Origin of the sequence: Pedobacter sp. WC2423 (assembly GCF_040822065.1) — a bacterium.
Taxonomy (GTDB): Bacteria; Bacteroidota; Bacteroidia; order Sphingobacteriales; family Sphingobacteriaceae; genus Pedobacter.
In genome coordinates, this window is the sequence record NZ_CP162005.1 from 2,881,483 (window position 1) to 2,897,586 (window position 16,104).

General features: G+C 38.3%; 15 protein-coding genes. 8 read left to right on the forward strand and 7 right to left on the reverse strand.

The window, feature by feature from the left end:
* Positions 1 to 557: 557 nt before the first annotated feature.
* Both AB3G38_RS11655 and AB3G38_RS11660 read right to left on the reverse strand, forming a co-directional pair.
* Positions 558 to 749, reverse strand: a complete 192-nt coding sequence (locus AB3G38_RS11655) for a hypothetical protein (RefSeq protein WP_068395261.1) — start codon at positions 747 to 749, stop codon at positions 558 to 560.
* Positions 750 to 871: 122 nt separating this feature from the next.
* Positions 872 to 1,351 (reverse strand): peroxiredoxin family protein, encoded by a 480-nt coding sequence (locus tag AB3G38_RS11660; protein ID WP_367868639.1) that lies wholly within the window; start codon positions 1,349 to 1,351, stop codon positions 872 to 874.
* A 445-nt stretch (positions 1,352 to 1,796) separates the two neighbouring features.
* Here AB3G38_RS11660 and AB3G38_RS11665 point away from each other — a divergent pair, with 445 nt between their 5' ends.
* Complete coding sequence (locus AB3G38_RS11665; protein WP_367868640.1) at positions 1,797 to 4,025, forward strand: multicopper oxidase domain-containing protein; 2,229 nt, start codon at positions 1,797 to 1,799, stop codon at positions 4,023 to 4,025.
* Positions 4,026 to 4,119: 94 nt separating this feature from the next.
* Positions 4,120 to 4,626: an N-acetyltransferase family protein gene (locus AB3G38_RS11670; protein ID WP_367868641.1), complete on the forward strand. Its 507-nt coding sequence runs from the start codon at positions 4,120 to 4,122 to the stop codon at positions 4,624 to 4,626.
* 61 nt (positions 4,627 to 4,687) lie between these two features.
* Here the strand turns inward: AB3G38_RS11670 and AB3G38_RS11675 are convergent, their stop codons facing one another.
* A complete protein-coding gene (locus AB3G38_RS11675; protein ID WP_367868642.1) occupies positions 4,688 to 5,512 on the reverse strand; it encodes an energy transducer TonB in 825 nt (274 codons plus the stop codon).
* A 157-nt stretch (positions 5,513 to 5,669) separates the two neighbouring features.
* Between AB3G38_RS11675 and AB3G38_RS11680 the strand changes: the two genes are divergently transcribed.
* The gene (locus tag AB3G38_RS11680; RefSeq protein ID WP_367868643.1) at positions 5,670 to 6,461 is read left to right on the forward strand and encodes a DUF2625 domain-containing protein; all 792 of its coding nucleotides are present in this window, start codon (positions 5,670 to 5,672) and stop codon (positions 6,459 to 6,461) included.
* A gap of 102 nt (positions 6,462 to 6,563) precedes the next feature.
* Here AB3G38_RS11680 and AB3G38_RS11685 read toward each other — a convergent pair whose 3' ends face one another.
* The 3 genes from AB3G38_RS11685 to AB3G38_RS11695 all read right to left on the reverse strand — a co-directional run bounded on the left by AB3G38_RS11685 (position 6,564) and on the right by AB3G38_RS11695 (position 9,022).
* A complete protein-coding gene (locus AB3G38_RS11685) occupies positions 6,564 to 7,166 on the reverse strand; it encodes a class I SAM-dependent methyltransferase (RefSeq protein WP_367868644.1) in 603 nt (200 codons plus the stop codon).
* A gap of 102 nt (positions 7,167 to 7,268) precedes the next feature.
* Positions 7,269 to 8,126, reverse strand: a complete 858-nt coding sequence (locus tag AB3G38_RS11690) for a helix-turn-helix domain-containing protein (RefSeq protein ID WP_367868645.1) — start codon at positions 8,124 to 8,126, stop codon at positions 7,269 to 7,271.
* 206 nt (positions 8,127 to 8,332) lie between these two features.
* Positions 8,333 to 9,022 (reverse strand): hypothetical protein, encoded by a 690-nt coding sequence (locus tag AB3G38_RS11695; protein WP_367868646.1) that lies wholly within the window; start codon positions 9,020 to 9,022, stop codon positions 8,333 to 8,335.
* Positions 9,023 to 9,144: 122 nt separating this feature from the next.
* On the opposite strand from AB3G38_RS11695, the gene AB3G38_RS11700 reads away from it, so the two are divergent.
* From AB3G38_RS11700 to AB3G38_RS11720, 5 genes are all read left to right on the forward strand, one after another.
* Entirely contained in the window at positions 9,145 to 10,422 is a 1,278-nt protein-coding gene (locus AB3G38_RS11700; RefSeq protein ID WP_367868647.1) for a hypothetical protein, read from the forward strand.
* Between the two features lie 174 nt (positions 10,423 to 10,596).
* Positions 10,597 to 11,634, forward strand: coding sequence for an SDR family oxidoreductase (locus AB3G38_RS11705; protein WP_367868648.1), 1,038 nt, complete (start codon positions 10,597 to 10,599; stop codon positions 11,632 to 11,634).
* Positions 11,631 to 12,278, forward strand: coding sequence for an epimerase (locus tag AB3G38_RS11710; protein ID WP_367868649.1), 648 nt, complete (start codon positions 11,631 to 11,633; stop codon positions 12,276 to 12,278). The genes AB3G38_RS11705 and AB3G38_RS11710 overlap by 4 nt, the downstream gene beginning before the upstream one ends.
* Positions 12,279 to 12,368: 90 nt before the next feature.
* Entirely contained in the window at positions 12,369 to 13,151 is a 783-nt protein-coding gene (locus AB3G38_RS11715; protein ID WP_367868650.1) for a helix-turn-helix domain-containing protein, read from the forward strand.
* Between the two features lie 158 nt (positions 13,152 to 13,309).
* Positions 13,310 to 14,212, forward strand: coding sequence for a PhzF family isomerase (locus AB3G38_RS11720; protein ID WP_367868651.1), 903 nt, complete (start codon positions 13,310 to 13,312; stop codon positions 14,210 to 14,212).
* A gap of 108 nt (positions 14,213 to 14,320) precedes the next feature.
* On the opposite strand, the gene AB3G38_RS11725 is transcribed toward AB3G38_RS11720, so the two are convergent.
* Entirely contained in the window at positions 14,321 to 15,955 is a 1,635-nt protein-coding gene (locus tag AB3G38_RS11725) for an ABC-F family ATP-binding cassette domain-containing protein (RefSeq protein ID WP_367868652.1), read from the reverse strand.
* Between the last annotated feature and the right edge of the window lie 149 nt (positions 15,956 to 16,104).

Below are 16,104 nucleotides of genomic sequence, written 5' to 3' on the forward strand. Positions count from 1 at the left end.
TTTCAGTATGTCAAAGAATCTGTCCCGCCCATCGCCCCAATAGTGCCAATTAAGCTAATAAATTAGCTAAATCGAAAAAACTATTACCAAGGTGAGTCTTAATTCTTTCAATAGAACAAATTTACGACTCTGGTTATTGGTTTCTGCCTCAGAAAGAGGAATGAACAAAAAGAATAAAACAGGTATTATTTATTCACAATATAATAACATGAAAGAAATAAAAACTGGAAACCTGATAAAGCAAAATGAAATGAAATAAAGCAGATAGCCGGTGATGGAGTGGCATAAAAGATTTTGCAGGGAGTTTTAAGAAGAAATCTAAATTTCAACAAAGCGTTAAACACAATCCTAATTAACTAATAATGAATAATTTAAAAACAAAAACAGCCACTATAGGGTTATAGCAGCCGTGTTTTTATATTCCATACATTTTAAGCAATAGGTAATGCGGTTCATGATTGGGTAAAGAAAACCATATTTTAAGATGATTTTATCTTTTATTTTGAGTTAATTTTGATTTCTGCAGAATAATGAACAAACTTTCGGACCATAAGGTGTTAAACTGAAGGCTCCCATCTGACTACGTCTCCCCACATGTCGTAAATATCACCTTTTGAGATTCTTATGTATTCAGCTTTTGCATTGTAAATACCTTCCTGCCAGGTCTCGTATTCCTCATCAATGACAGTTTGAAATAGCACCTGCTGGCCATGTTGTGGCAGTGTGGTTTTGTCAAGTTTAACTTCCATCCTGTAAACATATAAACTTGTGCCGACATTCCCTTACAGGTTTAAACTTATTCAAACATTCTGACCAAAAAAAAGCCCTTTCCGATTTTGATCAGAAAGAGCCGTTTCTATGTTATATTCTTTTAAGGATTAATCAGCTTAAAAAACTTAGGTACATCATTTTGATTACTTGAAGTAAATGCCAGGCTTTTATCTGCATTATATAAATAAATAGCAGGATATTGTTTTGGATGGAAAGCCATAATAAATACATGATCACGATCCTGAACTACTTTTACATTTTTCTGCTGTAAAAATGGTTTTCCGAAATTGGTCATGAAGTAATCAATAGATCTGTATTCATCTTGTGAAATCATGTAAACATTTACGTTTTTCAGTTCCTTTGTTCTTTTACTCATCTGCGCCACAACTTTCTGACAGTGTTCACAGGTTGCGTCAAAAAAGATAATCAGTGACTTTTTTCCACCAGGGATACTGTAAGTAGAGAAAGGGGTATTATCTCTGTTGTAAAAGATCGCATTTGGCAATTTTGAACCTATGTCCTGCGCTGAAGCAGAAAGAGAGAAAAAGATAACAGTAAGACAGGTTATTAATAACTTCATATGATGATTTAATTTTATACTGGTCACAAATATCGGTTTCCCACTCTTTCTTTATGTCAGCTCATTTACAGTTTTTAGAAACATAACCGTTATAAATGAGTGTTTTTATCCATACCGGATTGCCAACTAAGGTAAAATTTTGAATATTTTCATTCAAATTATGTAAATCTGTCAAAGAAGCTATGGCGTATTTTTGTATAACATGAAAATCCAGCGTTCCATCATGCTTAAAGCAGCCTTTCTGATTCTTGTATTCTTTTTGAATACGGTAGTAGAATTTACTTGCGTTATCGGAGCTGAAATGGGATTTAACATGATGCAGACAACTATAAAATAGCTACTTATACCTTCATCCATAGCAAGGCCAAACTCGCCCTGGCAGCGCAAACCTTAGTATCTATTGGATGGAGAAAACGAAATACAGTTTTTCCTTAACAAATCAACAATGAAATCATTAATTATATACATCCTGTTCACCGGGCTCTCCGGTTTAACATTAACGCAGGCTCAGGAGAAAAATCACCGGTCAAAAGTGGTGCGTTATGACCTTTATGTCAATGACACAACCGTTAATTATTCCGGAAAACCTAAAATGGCAATGGCGGTTAATGGAAGTATTCCCGGCCCGGCACTGGTTTTCACAGAAGGCGACACCGCAGAAATCTATGTGCATAACCTGATGGATATGGAAACTTCTATTCACTGGCATGGTGTATTCCTGCCCAATAACATGGATGGTGTGCCTTTTTTAACTCAAATGCCAATTCAACCCCATGCTACCTTCTTGTATAAATTTCCGGTTATTCAGAACGGTACTTACTGGTACCATAGCCATACCATGCTGCAAGAGCAAAGCGGGATGTACGGAGCGTTAATTTTCAACAAGAAAAATGAGCCTGCTATCCCTGCAATTCCCGTGGTATTAAGCGACTGGACTGACATGAAACCAGAGGAAGCAGACCGCTCGCTCCACAATGCCAATGATTGGTTTGCCATTCGTAAAGGAACGACACAAAGTTATGCTGAGGCGATACAAAAAGGATATTTCAAAACTAAGGTCATCAACGAATGGAAGCGGATGAATGCGATGGATGTGAGTGATGTGTACTATGAGAAATTTCTAACGAATGGGAAACAGATCAGTGAGCAACCTCAGTTTAAAGCTGGCGACAAGGTAAAACTCAGGATTGTTGGTGGTAGTTCTTCTACTTATTTCTGGTTAACTTATGCTGGTGGTAAAATTACTGTTGTAGCCAATGATGGTAACGATGTTCAGCCTGTTGAAGTTGACCGGCTGATTATTGCTCCTTCTGAGACTTATGACGTGATTGTCTCTCTTGCCGAAGGAAAAAGTTATGAATTCTTATCTACAGCCGAAGACCGCACTGGCTCTGCTTCTTTGTGGCTGGGCAGTGGAACTAAAGTGCCGGCCAAACCTTTAGGAAAGTTAAAATACTTTGAAGGGATGAAAATGATGAACGGCATGATGAAAATGAATGGTGATCTGCAGCCGATGGGTATGGAAATGAGCAATCAGCAAATGGATATGAATGCGGTTATGTATCCGGAAGTAACAGGAGACCATTATGGAAAGAAAAAACCTGCTGCTGCTTCTCCAATGGATATGCCGGAAATGAAAGGGATGGAGATGAGTGAAAAGGCAGATCTGGTCACCCTTAATTATGGAATGTTAAAAGCCGTTGAAAAAACGACTTTAAGAAAGGGCCCTGAGAAATTATTACGTTTTGAACTGACTGGAAATATGAACCGTTATGTCTGGACGATTGATCATCAAACAGTATCAGAGTCTGATAAAATCCTGATTAAAAAAGGAGAAAATGTAAAGATTATATTATACAATAATTCAATGATGCGCCACCCCATGCATTTGCATGGTCATGATTTCCGTGTATTGAACGGACAGGATGAATATGCACCTTTAAAGAATGTTCTTGACATTATGCCGATGGAAACCGATACGATCGAATTTGCAGCAACAGAAAGCGGAGACTGGTTTTTCCATTGCCATATATTATACCATATGATGAGCGGCATGGGAAGAATCTTCAGTTATGAGGATTCACCTCCTAATCTGCTGATTCCTGATCCTGAAGCTGCAATTCAGAAACTGTATGCCGATGATAGAAAAATGCACCTGATGGCGAATATAGGATTAGAAAGTAATGGTAGTGATGGTACAGCACGCATAGCAAATACCCGTTATAGTGTTTCTACGGAATGGAGACTGGGCCTGAAGGCAAGTCATGGATTTGAAAGTGAAACTTACTTCGGGAGATATATAGGTAAAATGCAATGGTTTATGCCTTTCATCGGTTTTGACTATCATTACAACAGCAGCAAGAATGATAACGAGAAAAATATGCTTGGACAATTGACCAACCAGTCTAACAGAAAGGCATTTGTGATAGGTATGCAGTATACTTTACCAATGCTGGTAACTGCAGAAGCCAGGCTGGACAGCAAAGGAAAGTTACGTTTTCAGTTAAAGCGTGAAGATATTCCAATCACTAACAGGTTAAGGTTAAACCTTTCCGGAAACACAGACAGAGAATATATGGCAGGTTTCCGCTATGCGATGACTAAATATTTTTCCTTGTCAACACACTATGATAGTGATATGGGATACGGCGGCGGAATTACAATAACCTATTAATAAATTTCAATTTCACAGATAACATTTCTATTTTCACCGGTTCAAAGCAATAAAAAGAACAAATCAGACCAATTTTAATCAGATATTCAAATAAATGGAAGAAATAACCTACAGAAATGCCACATTAACTGACTTAAGCACTATAGTATCCATTTATAATTCAACAATTCCTTCAAGAATGGTGACCGCAGATACTGAACCGGTCACTGTAGAGAGTAGAATAAAGTGGTTTGAGCAACATACAGCAGAAAAACATCCGCTTTGGGTGATTGAAAATAAAAATAATGAGATTATTGGCTGGGTAAGCTTACAGGCTTTTTATGGCAGACCTGCCTATAACGGTACCGCAGAAATAAGTATTTATCTGGAAGAAAATCAGCGCGGTAAAGGAATGGGTAAAAGGACACTGGCTGATTCATTAAGTAAGTGTGCTGCATTGGGGATAACCACTGTTCTGGGGTTTATATTTGCTCATAATGAGCCTAGTTTAGGATTATTCAGGCATTTTGGCTTTGAAGATTGGGGTACTCTGCCTGACGTAGCCGTACTGGATGGGGAAGAAAAAAGCCTTAAGATATTAGGAAAAAGAGTTTCAGCTTAATATGAAGTGATTTAAATAACAAACAGGACGTACCGGTTACCGATACGTCCTGTTTGTTATTTTACTGACCAAGAGAAAAGCTGATCGGAATATTATATTTTACCCGGACCTCTCTTCCATTTTGAATACCAGGGTTCCATTTTGGGCTGGCTTTTAACACACGGACAGCCTCTTCATCTGTACCATTACCGAGTTTTTTTTCTACTTTAATATCCGTCAGGCTACCGTCTTTTTCTACAATGAAAGACACGAATACCTTCCCCTGTAAACCAGCTTCCTGAGCTGCTTCAGGATACCTGATCGCCTTTGACAGGTAGGCATAAAATTTGGCTATTCCTCCTGGAAAAGTGGGCTGAACTTCCAGATTTATAAAATCACGTACTTTATTATCTTCTACCATAGCCTCTTGTTTTGCTGGCCCGTCACCGGCTGGCCCTGTCACTACAATCTGTCCATCGGGATCACCAACGATGTTTTTTTGTCCCGGGGTGGCATTCACGAGATCTTTAAGCTGTACCGGATCTGTTTCAACTTCTCTGTCCACAACAATTGGCGGTGGAAATTTAACATGGGTTTCTTTTGAACGTGGTGGCACAACCGCAGCAGGTGGTGGAGTTTCCTGTTTAACCACCGGAGGAATAGCCTGAACGGTTACCTCTCTTGTCATTTCCTGATGCTCATCCAATGAATTACTGCCTTTGATCAGGCTAATAATTTTAGGAGATAAAAATAGCAGGATAAAAAGTGTTCCTGCAATAAAAAGAGCTTTAACGGTGTCGGAAGAACTTTGTCTGCGGAGCATATAAGCACCATAATTTTTGTTTTTCTGATCAAATACTACATCAAGCCACTCATTGCCAAATAAATCGATTTTCGAACCTAACATTGCTTTAAAATTTAGAGGTTAGCACCAGACTATAAAATACTTCTTGTTGATTTATAATATGGATGCTAATCCCTGCAGCTTTCCATAAGCTGAATAGTTATTTCTTTTTCAACTATAAAAATATTTCAGGTCACTGGTTATTAAAATCATCCTATATTTGGAAAAGATAAGTTCCATTTCAATGAAAAGTGCCATCAAAAATTTCTTCCTGCTGGGTTTTACCCTATTGTCATCTGTAACCTTTGCACAAAACAAAATGCAAAGCCTGAATGAATTAATTAACCAGACAGATCCAGCCTGGCCATTGGTTCAGAAGTGGGTTGACTCTGCAAAAAACAAAGTTCAGGTACTTGAATTTGATTCGGCTGAAGCTAAAAATGTATTGTTCAATACCCAGGTTTCTACTTATTCCACTTTAGGTGCGGTAATTTACAATAGCGGTGGTATTATGGTAGATGATGGCTGGTTAAGGATTCTGGGTTCGGGAAGTAAAAAATTAAACCGTTCTGTTTCAGAGTGGAACAAAGGAAAAACACTTCAGGAATATGGTGATAAGCCAGCTTATCTTTTAGTAGCTGATGATGCAGCCGGTGGCTTTTTTGCTATAAACTATGGTGCATTTGGAGACGACTTAAAGAACGTTTATTACCTGGCTCCCAATAGTTTAAAATGGGAACCTCTTGGTCTTGGTTACAGTGAATTTATTCGTTTCTGTTTTGACAGCGACCTTTCTGCATTTTATAAAGGTTTAAGATGGTCAACATGGAATCAATTTATTGCAAATCTGGATGGAAGTAAATCTTACAGTTTCCGCCCCTATTTATGGTCAGAAGAAGGTACAGATATAGAAAAATGTAAACGAAAGTTAGTCTCAACCGAAGAACTTTTTAAGTTTAACCTGGAGAAACAAAAGGAACTGAGTGCTAAAACCACTACAGAACCACAATAACTCCATGGTGAAGTCATGACATTTCAACTCAGTGCTCCTTAAATTATAACTAGATTAACCTTATTAATTTGCATCAATAAGGCTTTCTGCCAACAAATCTGACTACGGCGCTTTTTCAATATGATATTCTCCTTCATTTAAAAATGCTTCCTCCTCCTCCAGGATCAGCGGATCATAATTTTCAAAGTCAGCAGATATCTCTGCTTTAGAGAATAGCATATCAATATCTTTTGGCCCGCCAACTTTAGGGTCGAGGTTATTCAGCTGCAAATGCTTTTTACTGAAAGCTTCCAGGATAATAATCCCTCCTGGTTTGAGGTAGCCAGCTAATTTTTTATGAAGTAAGGATTTTTTGCCGGCTGCAAAATGTGCATAGATAAGCCCAATCACATCAAATGATTCTTTTTCAAATTCCATTTGTTCCAGATCACCAACAATATATTCCATGGTGACCTGATGCGCTTTAGCAAGTTGTAATGCCTTTGATTTCCCTGCTGTACTCAGATCCAGTGAAGTAACTTTCCACCCAAGCTGCGCAGCAAATACTCCGTTGCGCCCTTCCCCATCGGCAGGCATTAATATAGATCCGGGTTCAAATTTGCAAAGCCATTCCTTAAAAAACAGGTTAGGCCCTTTCCCGTAAGCATAATGTGCTTCCTGATAGCGGTTATTCCATTTATTTTCTTCATCTGCAGACTGATTCATATACATTGGTTTAAAATTTCCCGGAAACAATTCCTTTTCCTGCTACAAAAGTACGATCACGGGTTACATGCATAGCAGGACAAAAAATTAGTTTTACAGGATTTATTTTAAGTTCTGTCTGAATTGTTCAGGTGAATACCCTGTATGTTTTTTAAAGAACCTGATAAAGTAGGAAACATCTTCATACCCTAAATGAGAGGCTATTTGATTGATTTGATTTGCTGTTGCCAAAAGATTTCTTTTAGCTTCCAGGATCATATATCCGTTAATGAGCTCCGAACAGGTTTTGCCCAGCATTGACCTGGCTATTGAATTCAGCTGATACATAGAAAGGTTTAGCATAGCAGCGTATTCAGCTACCTGCTTATGTTCAAAAGCATGCTTTTCTAATAGTGCTGAGAACTTCTCCATTATTTCCTGCGAATAAAGGCTGGAATAAGTAGAAATGCCGGTGGTTTGCTGCCTGACAAGCTCAATTAAGAAAATGTCCAGGTTTGCTTTAATAACTTCCTGATACTGCTGTTCTTTATAGGTATATTCCTGAAAGATATCATTTAGTATGGCCTGTAGCTTTTGAAATTTATCAGGATTAAACTGATAATAATTGAAACTGCCTGCTTTGCTTAATAGCTGACCTGATACTTTTTCATGTAGAGCATAGAATTCATTCCCAAATTGTATCAGATACCCTTTACTTTCTGCTTTTAACATGATTTGGTGTACCTGTCCCGGACGCATGAAGAAAACTGAATGATCACCAACAGTATAAGCTGTGAAATCAATTTCATGATGACCGGTAGCATTTTTTAAAATGAGAACATAAAAGAAGTCATGCCTGTGAAGTTCCTGGAGCATATCCTTTCCAGCAAGGATGTCACTGATATCCCGGATACTAAAGTTCCCGGAGAAATCCGGTTCTTTCCTTGTTTCATTGATATACCTGATCGGTATAATTTCCATTTCAATTCATTGACATCAGGTCAAATGTAGTTACATTTTGTAAAACAATGCAGTTGCTGTTTCACAGCAGACCTGATTGAAACTATACATCTTAACAGTTTGAACTAAAAAAAATTGCCCTTTCAATATACTACCTGATATGTTATACAATCTAATTATTCTTATGTTTTTGGACAAGCAAGGTATAGAGCTGATCAAAAAATATATCATAAGCCTGAATTAATGATTTTTAAATTCTTCCAATCTCCGCCAGAGCCATTTCCCACCCAATAACCAATCATTTTTCCGTGGGTGTGAGTCAATGATTTTACTTTCAGAACTGGCTGTTTAACCCTATTTGCATAAACGCATATCAGCTCCCCGGATACGGTTATTTTCACATGAAACCATTGATTTGGATCAGGTGCAGGTGAAATGGGTTGTTCATATTTATTTGGAAATTCAGCCCGGAGTTTTGGCCAGTCATATCCTGGATTAGCAATATATTGTACGGCGTGAGACTTTCTGTCCGGATCACTCGCACGGAAATTAAAAGGTCTGAAATAAATGGACTCATAAGTACTGTCATTCAATCCATGAAAAGCAATACCGACAAAACTACCTTGAATTTTATCTTTTCCTTTCACATCAAATTCAATTGTCCCTTCAATAAATTCCTTATGGTTTATCCAGGCAATACCAGCGCCTTCAGCTTCATTGAGGTGTATGGTTCCAGATTTCTTATCCAGACTGATCATCCGGTTAACTACCTTAAATTTCTCCTTTAAGTGCTGTGCCCGGGTAATTTCGCTGCTTCCAATAATACAGCTCATGATTAACAATGCAACAGCAAGTTTGAATACTCCATTTTTTGAGGGATGAATAAGCCTTAAAAGGCTGGTTACTATTTTTGTCATAAATTGTTATACTTTTAAATAAATAAGTCCGGCAAATGTGAGTAATAACTACGGTAAGGACTATTCAATGCTGCGCCAAATTCGTGCAAACGTATGCAAGTCTATAATTGATTGAGATTACAATGAATAATAACCCGGAAATAGTACATATCAAAAAATGTTTAGCATGCATAGAAAACAAATTAAACCGGGGTGCAAGCAGTGAATGGACAAGCTATGATTTTGAAAAGCTGAGTGATGATATCCAGAGCGTCACTGGTGTAATATTAAGCGTCACTACCTTAAAACGATTGTGGGGAAGGCTGAAATATGGCAGCACTCCTACCACTACCACATTAAATACATTAGCCAGATTTGCGGGATATAGTGACTGGCGGGAGTTTAAACACGAGATGCCTTTGGACCATCTGCCAATACCTGCCGCAGAGAACTTACCCTTAACAGTGATAAAGAAAGCAGGTGGAAAATGGCAATATTGGTTCTTTGGTTTTTCTATATTGCTGATTACGAGCTATGCAATGTTTTTTTTATCTACTAAAACTAAAGCCTCTGCTGAGCATTCATTCTATAAATTCAGTAGTAACAAAATAAAAACAACAGGCGTACCAAATTCGGTTATTTTTAATTACGATGCTGTAGCTGCTGGTACAGACACGGTATTTATCACCCAATCCTGGGATATAACCCGCAAAATAGCCGTTCCGGCACAGCAGCACACTTATTCTGCGATCTACTATAATCCTGGTTATTACCGGGCCAAGCTAATTGTTGGTCAGCAAATAGTTAAAGAACATGATTTGATGATTTCATCTGATGGCTGGCTGGCCATGGTCCATAAAGATGGAACCGTTCCACTATATTTTAAAAAAAATGAAGTACTGAAAAACAATAAAATAGAGGTCAATGAAGCGCTGCTGTCAAAATATAACCTGCCATTACAACCCTCATTGCCAGCATTGCGCTTTTATAATGTAAAAGATATAGGAGATATCAAGAATGATAATTTTATTTTGGAGACTACACTCAAAAGTGATTTTCACCAGGGCAATGCAGCTTGCCAGCGCGTTGAAGTGCTGATTCTTTGCAAGGATGAAACGATTATTATTCCACTGTGTTCTAAAGGATGTGTAGGTGATCTTTCTTTATATGTGGCCGGTACTACTGTAGAAAGCAAAAATGCAGATCTTTCAAAGTTTGGTTGCAACCTGGATCAATGGGTCAGATTGCGGGTGGAAAGTAAAAACAGGCATATGCGTTTTTTTATCAATGGTGAAGAGGCCTATTCACTTCATTTTTCCAGTAAGCCTGCGGTTATAGTTGGCTTGCAATATCGCTTCAATGGCACCGGAGCCGTTAAAGATACCAGGTTTATCAAGGATGAACGCATCATTAATTTTTAAACACAGGCTTATAAAACTGCAAAATCGCAAGGCAGTCATTTATTGACAGAGCAGCAGATTGACAACTCCCCGACAAATAGCTATGGCCCGAACTCTCCAACAATTGAAGTTTGGACTTTTCAACAAAGCATGATGGCAAATTAACATTCATCTTTGTATCCTCATTTCATTCATATGCTTAAGGAAAATAATCAAACATTAGTTTTAGTAACAGGTGGTACTGGATTTGTCGGCATTCATGCGATCCATCAGCTGCTGCAAAAAGGTTACCAGGTAAAAACTACATTGCGTTCTTTAAAACGAAAAACAGAGATAATAGCCATGCTGAAAACAGCTGGAATTATTCAATTTGATAAGCTTAAATTTATAGAAGCGGATTTAACCAGTGATACAAATTGGGAAGAGGCCGTAAAAGACTGTGATTATGTTTTACACATTGCATCACCCATTAATTTAAAGGTCCCTAAAGACGAAAATGAAATGATAAAACCTGCGGTAGACGGAACACTTCGTGTATTGAAAGCAGCCAGGGATGCAGGTGTAAAACGTGTAGTCATGACTTCCAATTTCGGAGCAGTAGGCTACAGTCACAAAGACAAAACAGCTTTGATTACAGAAGAAAGCTGGACAAATCCGAATGAAAAAGGGTTATCGGCTTACAACAAATCCAAAGTTTTAGCTGAACGTGCAGCCTGGGATTTCATAAAAACAGCGGGTGGTGATTTAGAGCTTTCTGTAATCAATCCAATGGGGATTTTCGGCCCTTCATTCAATGCTGATTTGTCAAGTGGATTTGAATTAGTAAAAAACATACTGGACGGTTCTATGAAAGCCATACCTAATTTGGTTTTGGGTATCGTGGATGTTCGTGATGTTGCAGACTTACATATTCTTGCAATGACTAATCCGGCTGCTCATGGAGAACGCTTTATTGCATTAGCAGGCGGGACTATGTCTCTGCCACAAATAGCCTTATTTTTAAAGCATACGCTACCGGAAGCAGCAAAAAATGCATCAACAAAAACTTTACCCGACTGGCTTGTCCGTCTGGCTGCATTATTCAGTCCGAAGGCCAAAGCAATTGCACCAATGCTGGGCATCAACCGAAATGCAAGCAACGAAAAAGCAAGGAACATTTTAGGCTGGCAGCCACGATCTAATGAAGAAGCAATACTGGCTACAGCAGAAAGTCTAATAAAATATAACCTATGAAAATAATACTAACAGGGGCAACAGGAATGGCGGGTCAGGGTGTTCTATTAGAATGCCTGCAAAATAATGCAATTACAGCAATATTGATGGTCAATAGAAAACATCTGGACATTATACATCCTAAATTAAAGGAGTTACTGGTTCCTGACTTTCTAAAAATAGCAGATTATAGTGATGCGTTAAAGAGTTATGATGCTTGCTTTTTCTGTGCCGGTATTAGTTCTGTAGGTATGAATGAAGAAAAGTACACTGTCATTACTTACGATACCACACTGCAATTTGCGAAAACACTGGTTGCAATTAATCCAGCTATGGTTTTCAATTACATTACAGGTGCAAGTACCGATAGCACAGAGAAAAGCAAAATGATGTGGGCCAGGGTTAAAGGTAAAACTGAAAATGAACTGATGAAATTGCCATTTAAAGGACAATATAATTTTCGTCCGGGAGGCATGTCTCCTGTAAAAGGACAGAAAAATGCTAAAATGCGCTATGTAATTATTGTAAATATCATCCGTGTTTTTTCACCTAAAAGCATAATCAGTTTGAATGAACTGGGCCAGGCCATGATTCATGCAGTACGCAATGGTTACCCCAAACAGGTTCTGGAAATCAGTGATATTAAAAAACTGGCTAAAGAATAGCGGAATGAATAACAGGATAGGAAATTTGTGTACTGAATGTTCATACACAGGTATTTAAAAAGTGGCAAAAACCTGTAAATTAGCATTAATATGAAGATCACTGGCATAACGTCCTGTTACCTCGGCCCGCAGATTTCACCGGAGCAATTTGTACCGGAGCACATTTTTATTTTTATAATTAAAGGTAAAATGAATGGCTATGATGGTACAAAACACAAAAAAATAGAGCCTGGGGAATGTTGTATCGTGCGTAAAAACAGATTGGCAAGATACAATAAGCAAAAAGACCAGAATGAATTTGAAAAAATAGTGATTGTACTGGATCAGGAATTTCTGAAAAAGTATCAAAAGAAATATGGTGTTTCAGCAGCAGGATATTTTGTCTCTGATGTTTTTATTCTACTGGACAGTAAGCCGGCTATTACAGATTTCATACTTAAACAACTGCCTGCCTACCAAATTCAGGAATCAATGCCAGAATGTACTGACCATATCAGAGAAAACTTCGTTCAGCTCCTGTTAGCTATACAACCAGAGCTGGTCAACTTATTCTTTGACTTTGGAAAGCCTGGCAGAATCGATCTGGAAGCCTATATGCAGCAACATTATAAGTTTAATGTGAGCCTGGAACGATTAGCTTACCTTACAGGAAGAAGCCTGTCTGCATTTAAAAGAGATTTTAAAGATATCTTCAAGCAAACTCCTAATCGCTGGCTTGTACAAAGACGATTGCAAGAAGCGCATTTTCTTATTGAAAAGGAGAAAAAAGCATCCAATGAAATTTATCTTGATCTGGGATTTGAGGATCTGTCGCATTTTTCTTTTGCATTTAAAAAGCATTTCGGTTATACGGCAACAACGCTCGGGCAATAAGCATCAAGGGCTTGCGTAAGGGGTAACACTGAAGTAAAGAAATCAGATCAGTTCTCACCGCAATAAATCTTAAATTGGATATATTTAAAACTTGATTCATTAATAATTCCATATTGAAAATTTATAAAGTCAAAACTCACCAGAAACTTGAAACGAATATGAAGACTTTTAAAATATATCAAATAGATGTTTTTACCAAAGATAGATTTAGTGGAAATCCGGCAGGAGTAGTTGTAAATGCCGACGGATTGAATGAGACTCAAATGCAACAGATTGCAAGAGAATTAAACAATTCTGAGACGGCTTTTCTTTTCTCTGCTGATGACAGTGATTCTGATGGCTTAATCAGATATTTTACGCCAACAGCAGAAGTTCCGATTTGTGGACATGCTACAATTGCCGCGATGTATGCAAAGGCTATTGAACACCAATTGAATTCTTGTATTTTAAGATTTAAAACCAAGGTTGGTATACTTCCTTTCGAGATTATTAAAGAAAATGAAGATTACCAGGTGATCATGACCCAGGGTAAATTTGAGCTTAGTCCTGCATTTGATGCCCTAACGACTCAACAAATATTGGCTGCATTAGGACTTGATTTTGCTGATACTGATGAAAGATGCCCGGTTCAGATTGCTTCTACAGGGCATTCAAAAGTTATGATCGGGATAAAAAGCAGGGAAAAGCTCAACGATTTGAATCCAAATTACAGCAGTTTGATTGCACTGAGTAAACAGATCAATTGCAATGGATATTTTGTATTCACCTTTGACTCGGATGAAGATGACGTATTAACCCATGGAAGAATGTTTGCCCCTGCAATCGGAATAAATGAAGATCCGGTTACAGGTAATGCGAACGGGCCATTAGGTGGATACCTGATACAGCATAAAATTGTGGATTTTAAGGATAACCTATTCGAATTCAACGGTAAACAGGGAGAGAAAATAAACAGGCCCGGGTTGATCAATGTCAGTGTCAAAATCGAGCACGATTTACCTGTACTGATTAAGATAAAAGGTAACGCTACAGTGGTCTTTAAAACTGAGATTGAAATCTGATCATACTGCATGAGTTACACTAACATTAACTAAAATACCTGAAAAGCCTTTCAGTAATACTGAGAGGCTTTTCAGGTATTTTAGTTATCAGGGGTTAAATTGAAAGGTTTAACCTTGTTCGATTTCTTTTAAACTATTCATTTTCTTATAGGCCAGAAATCCTTTGATATCCTCAAAATGCTCTCTGACGCGCTTATTACCAAACTCGAATACTTTTTTGACCAGTCCATCCAGGAAATCCCGGTCATGGGATACCAGGATCAAAGTACCGTCAAAATCCTTCAGGGCATCCTTGATAATGTCTTTGGTCTTCATGTCCAAATGATTGGTTGGCTCATCCAGTATTAATACATTTACGGGTTCTAACAGCAATTTGATCATGGCCAGACGGGTTTTCTCTCCTCCGGAAAGTACCTTAACTTTTTTCGTCGTATCATCGCCGCTGAACATAAAAGCACCCAGAAGATCTTTAACTTTTATACTGCCATCACTTAGTGGAATCTGGTTAATGGTTTCGAATACGGTTAAATTCTCATCAAGCAATGACGCCTGATTTTGGGCAAAGTATCCAATCTTAGCATTATGGCCTACTTTCAAACTTCCTTCAAAATCAATCTCACTCATGATGGCTTTGATCATAGTCGATTTACCTTCACCATTTTTACCGACAAAGGCCAGTTTTTCTCCTCGTTCGATTACCATGGATGCCTTTTCAAAAACCACATGATCTCCGTAAGTTTTAGTGAGCTCTTCTACAATTATCGGATATTGACCAGAACGTGGCGATGGTGGAAATTTCAATCTTAAGGCAGAAGTATCAACTTCATCGATCTCAATAACTTCAAGTTTTTCGAGCATCTTTACACGGGATTGCACCTGCAGGGTTTTGGAATAGGTGCCTCTGAACCGGTCAATAAATTCCTGGTTATCCGCAATAAAACGTTGTTGTTCTTCGTATGCTTTCAACTGGTGTACACGGCGGTCAGCACGCAGCTGGAGATAATGAGTGTATTTGGCTTTGTAATCGTATATTCTGCCCATGGTAACCTCAATGGTACGACTGGTAATGTTATCTACAAATGCACGGTCGTGGGAGATCACCATAACCGCTTTTGCCGAGTTGATCAGGAAATCTTCCAACCATTGTATACTCTCGATATCCATGTGGTTGGTAGGCTCATCCAATAAGATGAGGTCAGGTTTCTTTAACAGAATTTTGGCCAGCTCGATACGCATGCGCCATCCTCCCGAAAACTCAGAGGTTTGACGGGTAAAGTCTTTACGCTCAAAACCTAAGCCTTTGAGTACCTTTTCTACTTCTGCATCATAGTTGGTCTCTTCGATCGAATAAAATTTCTCGCTCAGTTCCGACACCCGTTCAATCAGCTTCATATAATCATCACTGTCGTAATCGGTACGAATAGTAAGCTGTTCATTCAGTTCATCAAGCTCTTTTTGCATCTGGTTTACCTCTTCAAAAGCTTTCATCGTTTCTTCAAAAACGGTAACCTTGTCATCAGTGAGCAAATGCTGTGGCAAATAAGCTATTACTGCGTCTTTTGGCCCGGTGACATTACCAGAAGTAGGTTTAGTCACATCAGCAATGATCTTTAGAATGGTCGACTTACCTGCGCCATTTTTACCCATGAGGGCAATTTTATCGTTCTCGTTTATCGAAAAGGTTACGTCGCTAAACAGGGTGGTTCCGCCAAATGAAACGGAAATGTTGTTTACATTAATCACAGTATGAGAATATTGAGTTATTGGCAAAGATAAGGGAAAGACATCGGATTACAGACCTTATTATTGATGATTTGAATTCCTCTCTTTCCAACATTTGTCATCCGGATAACTAAAAGTAATGAACCTCCTGTCTACCATTTTTATTTTCA

Excerpts from the sequence above, each read along its gene's own strand:
- AB3G38_RS11655 (WP_068395261.1), bottom strand. The coding sequence starts at position 749 with ATGGAAGTTAAACTTGACAAAACCACACTGCCACAACATGGCCAGCAG.
- AB3G38_RS11660 (WP_367868639.1), bottom strand. The coding sequence starts at position 1,351 with ATGAAGTTATTAATAACCTGTCTTACTGTTATCTTTTTCTCTCTTTCT.
- AB3G38_RS11665 (WP_367868640.1), top strand. The coding sequence starts at position 1,797 with ATGAAATCATTAATTATATACATCCTGTTCACCGGGCTCTCCGGTTTA.
- AB3G38_RS11670 (WP_367868641.1), top strand. The coding sequence starts at position 4,120 with ATGGAAGAAATAACCTACAGAAATGCCACATTAACTGACTTAAGCACT.
- AB3G38_RS11675 (WP_367868642.1), bottom strand. The coding sequence starts at position 5,512 with ATGTTAGGTTCGAAAATCGATTTATTTGGCAATGAGTGGCTTGATGTA.
- AB3G38_RS11685 (WP_367868644.1), bottom strand. The coding sequence starts at position 7,166 with ATGAATCAGTCTGCAGATGAAGAAAATAAATGGAATAACCGCTATCAG.
- AB3G38_RS11690 (WP_367868645.1), bottom strand. The coding sequence starts at position 8,126 with ATGGAAATTATACCGATCAGGTATATCAATGAAACAAGGAAAGAACCG.
- AB3G38_RS11695 (WP_367868646.1), bottom strand. The coding sequence starts at position 9,022 with ATGACAAAAATAGTAACCAGCCTTTTAAGGCTTATTCATCCCTCAAAA.
- AB3G38_RS11700 (WP_367868647.1), top strand. The coding sequence starts at position 9,145 with ATGAATAATAACCCGGAAATAGTACATATCAAAAAATGTTTAGCATGC.
- AB3G38_RS11705 (WP_367868648.1), top strand. The coding sequence starts at position 10,597 with ATGCTTAAGGAAAATAATCAAACATTAGTTTTAGTAACAGGTGGTACT.
- AB3G38_RS11710 (WP_367868649.1), top strand. The coding sequence starts at position 11,631 with ATGAAAATAATACTAACAGGGGCAACAGGAATGGCGGGTCAGGGTGTT.
- AB3G38_RS11715 (WP_367868650.1), top strand. The coding sequence starts at position 12,369 with ATGAAGATCACTGGCATAACGTCCTGTTACCTCGGCCCGCAGATTTCA.
- AB3G38_RS11720 (WP_367868651.1), top strand. The coding sequence starts at position 13,310 with ATGAAGACTTTTAAAATATATCAAATAGATGTTTTTACCAAAGATAGA.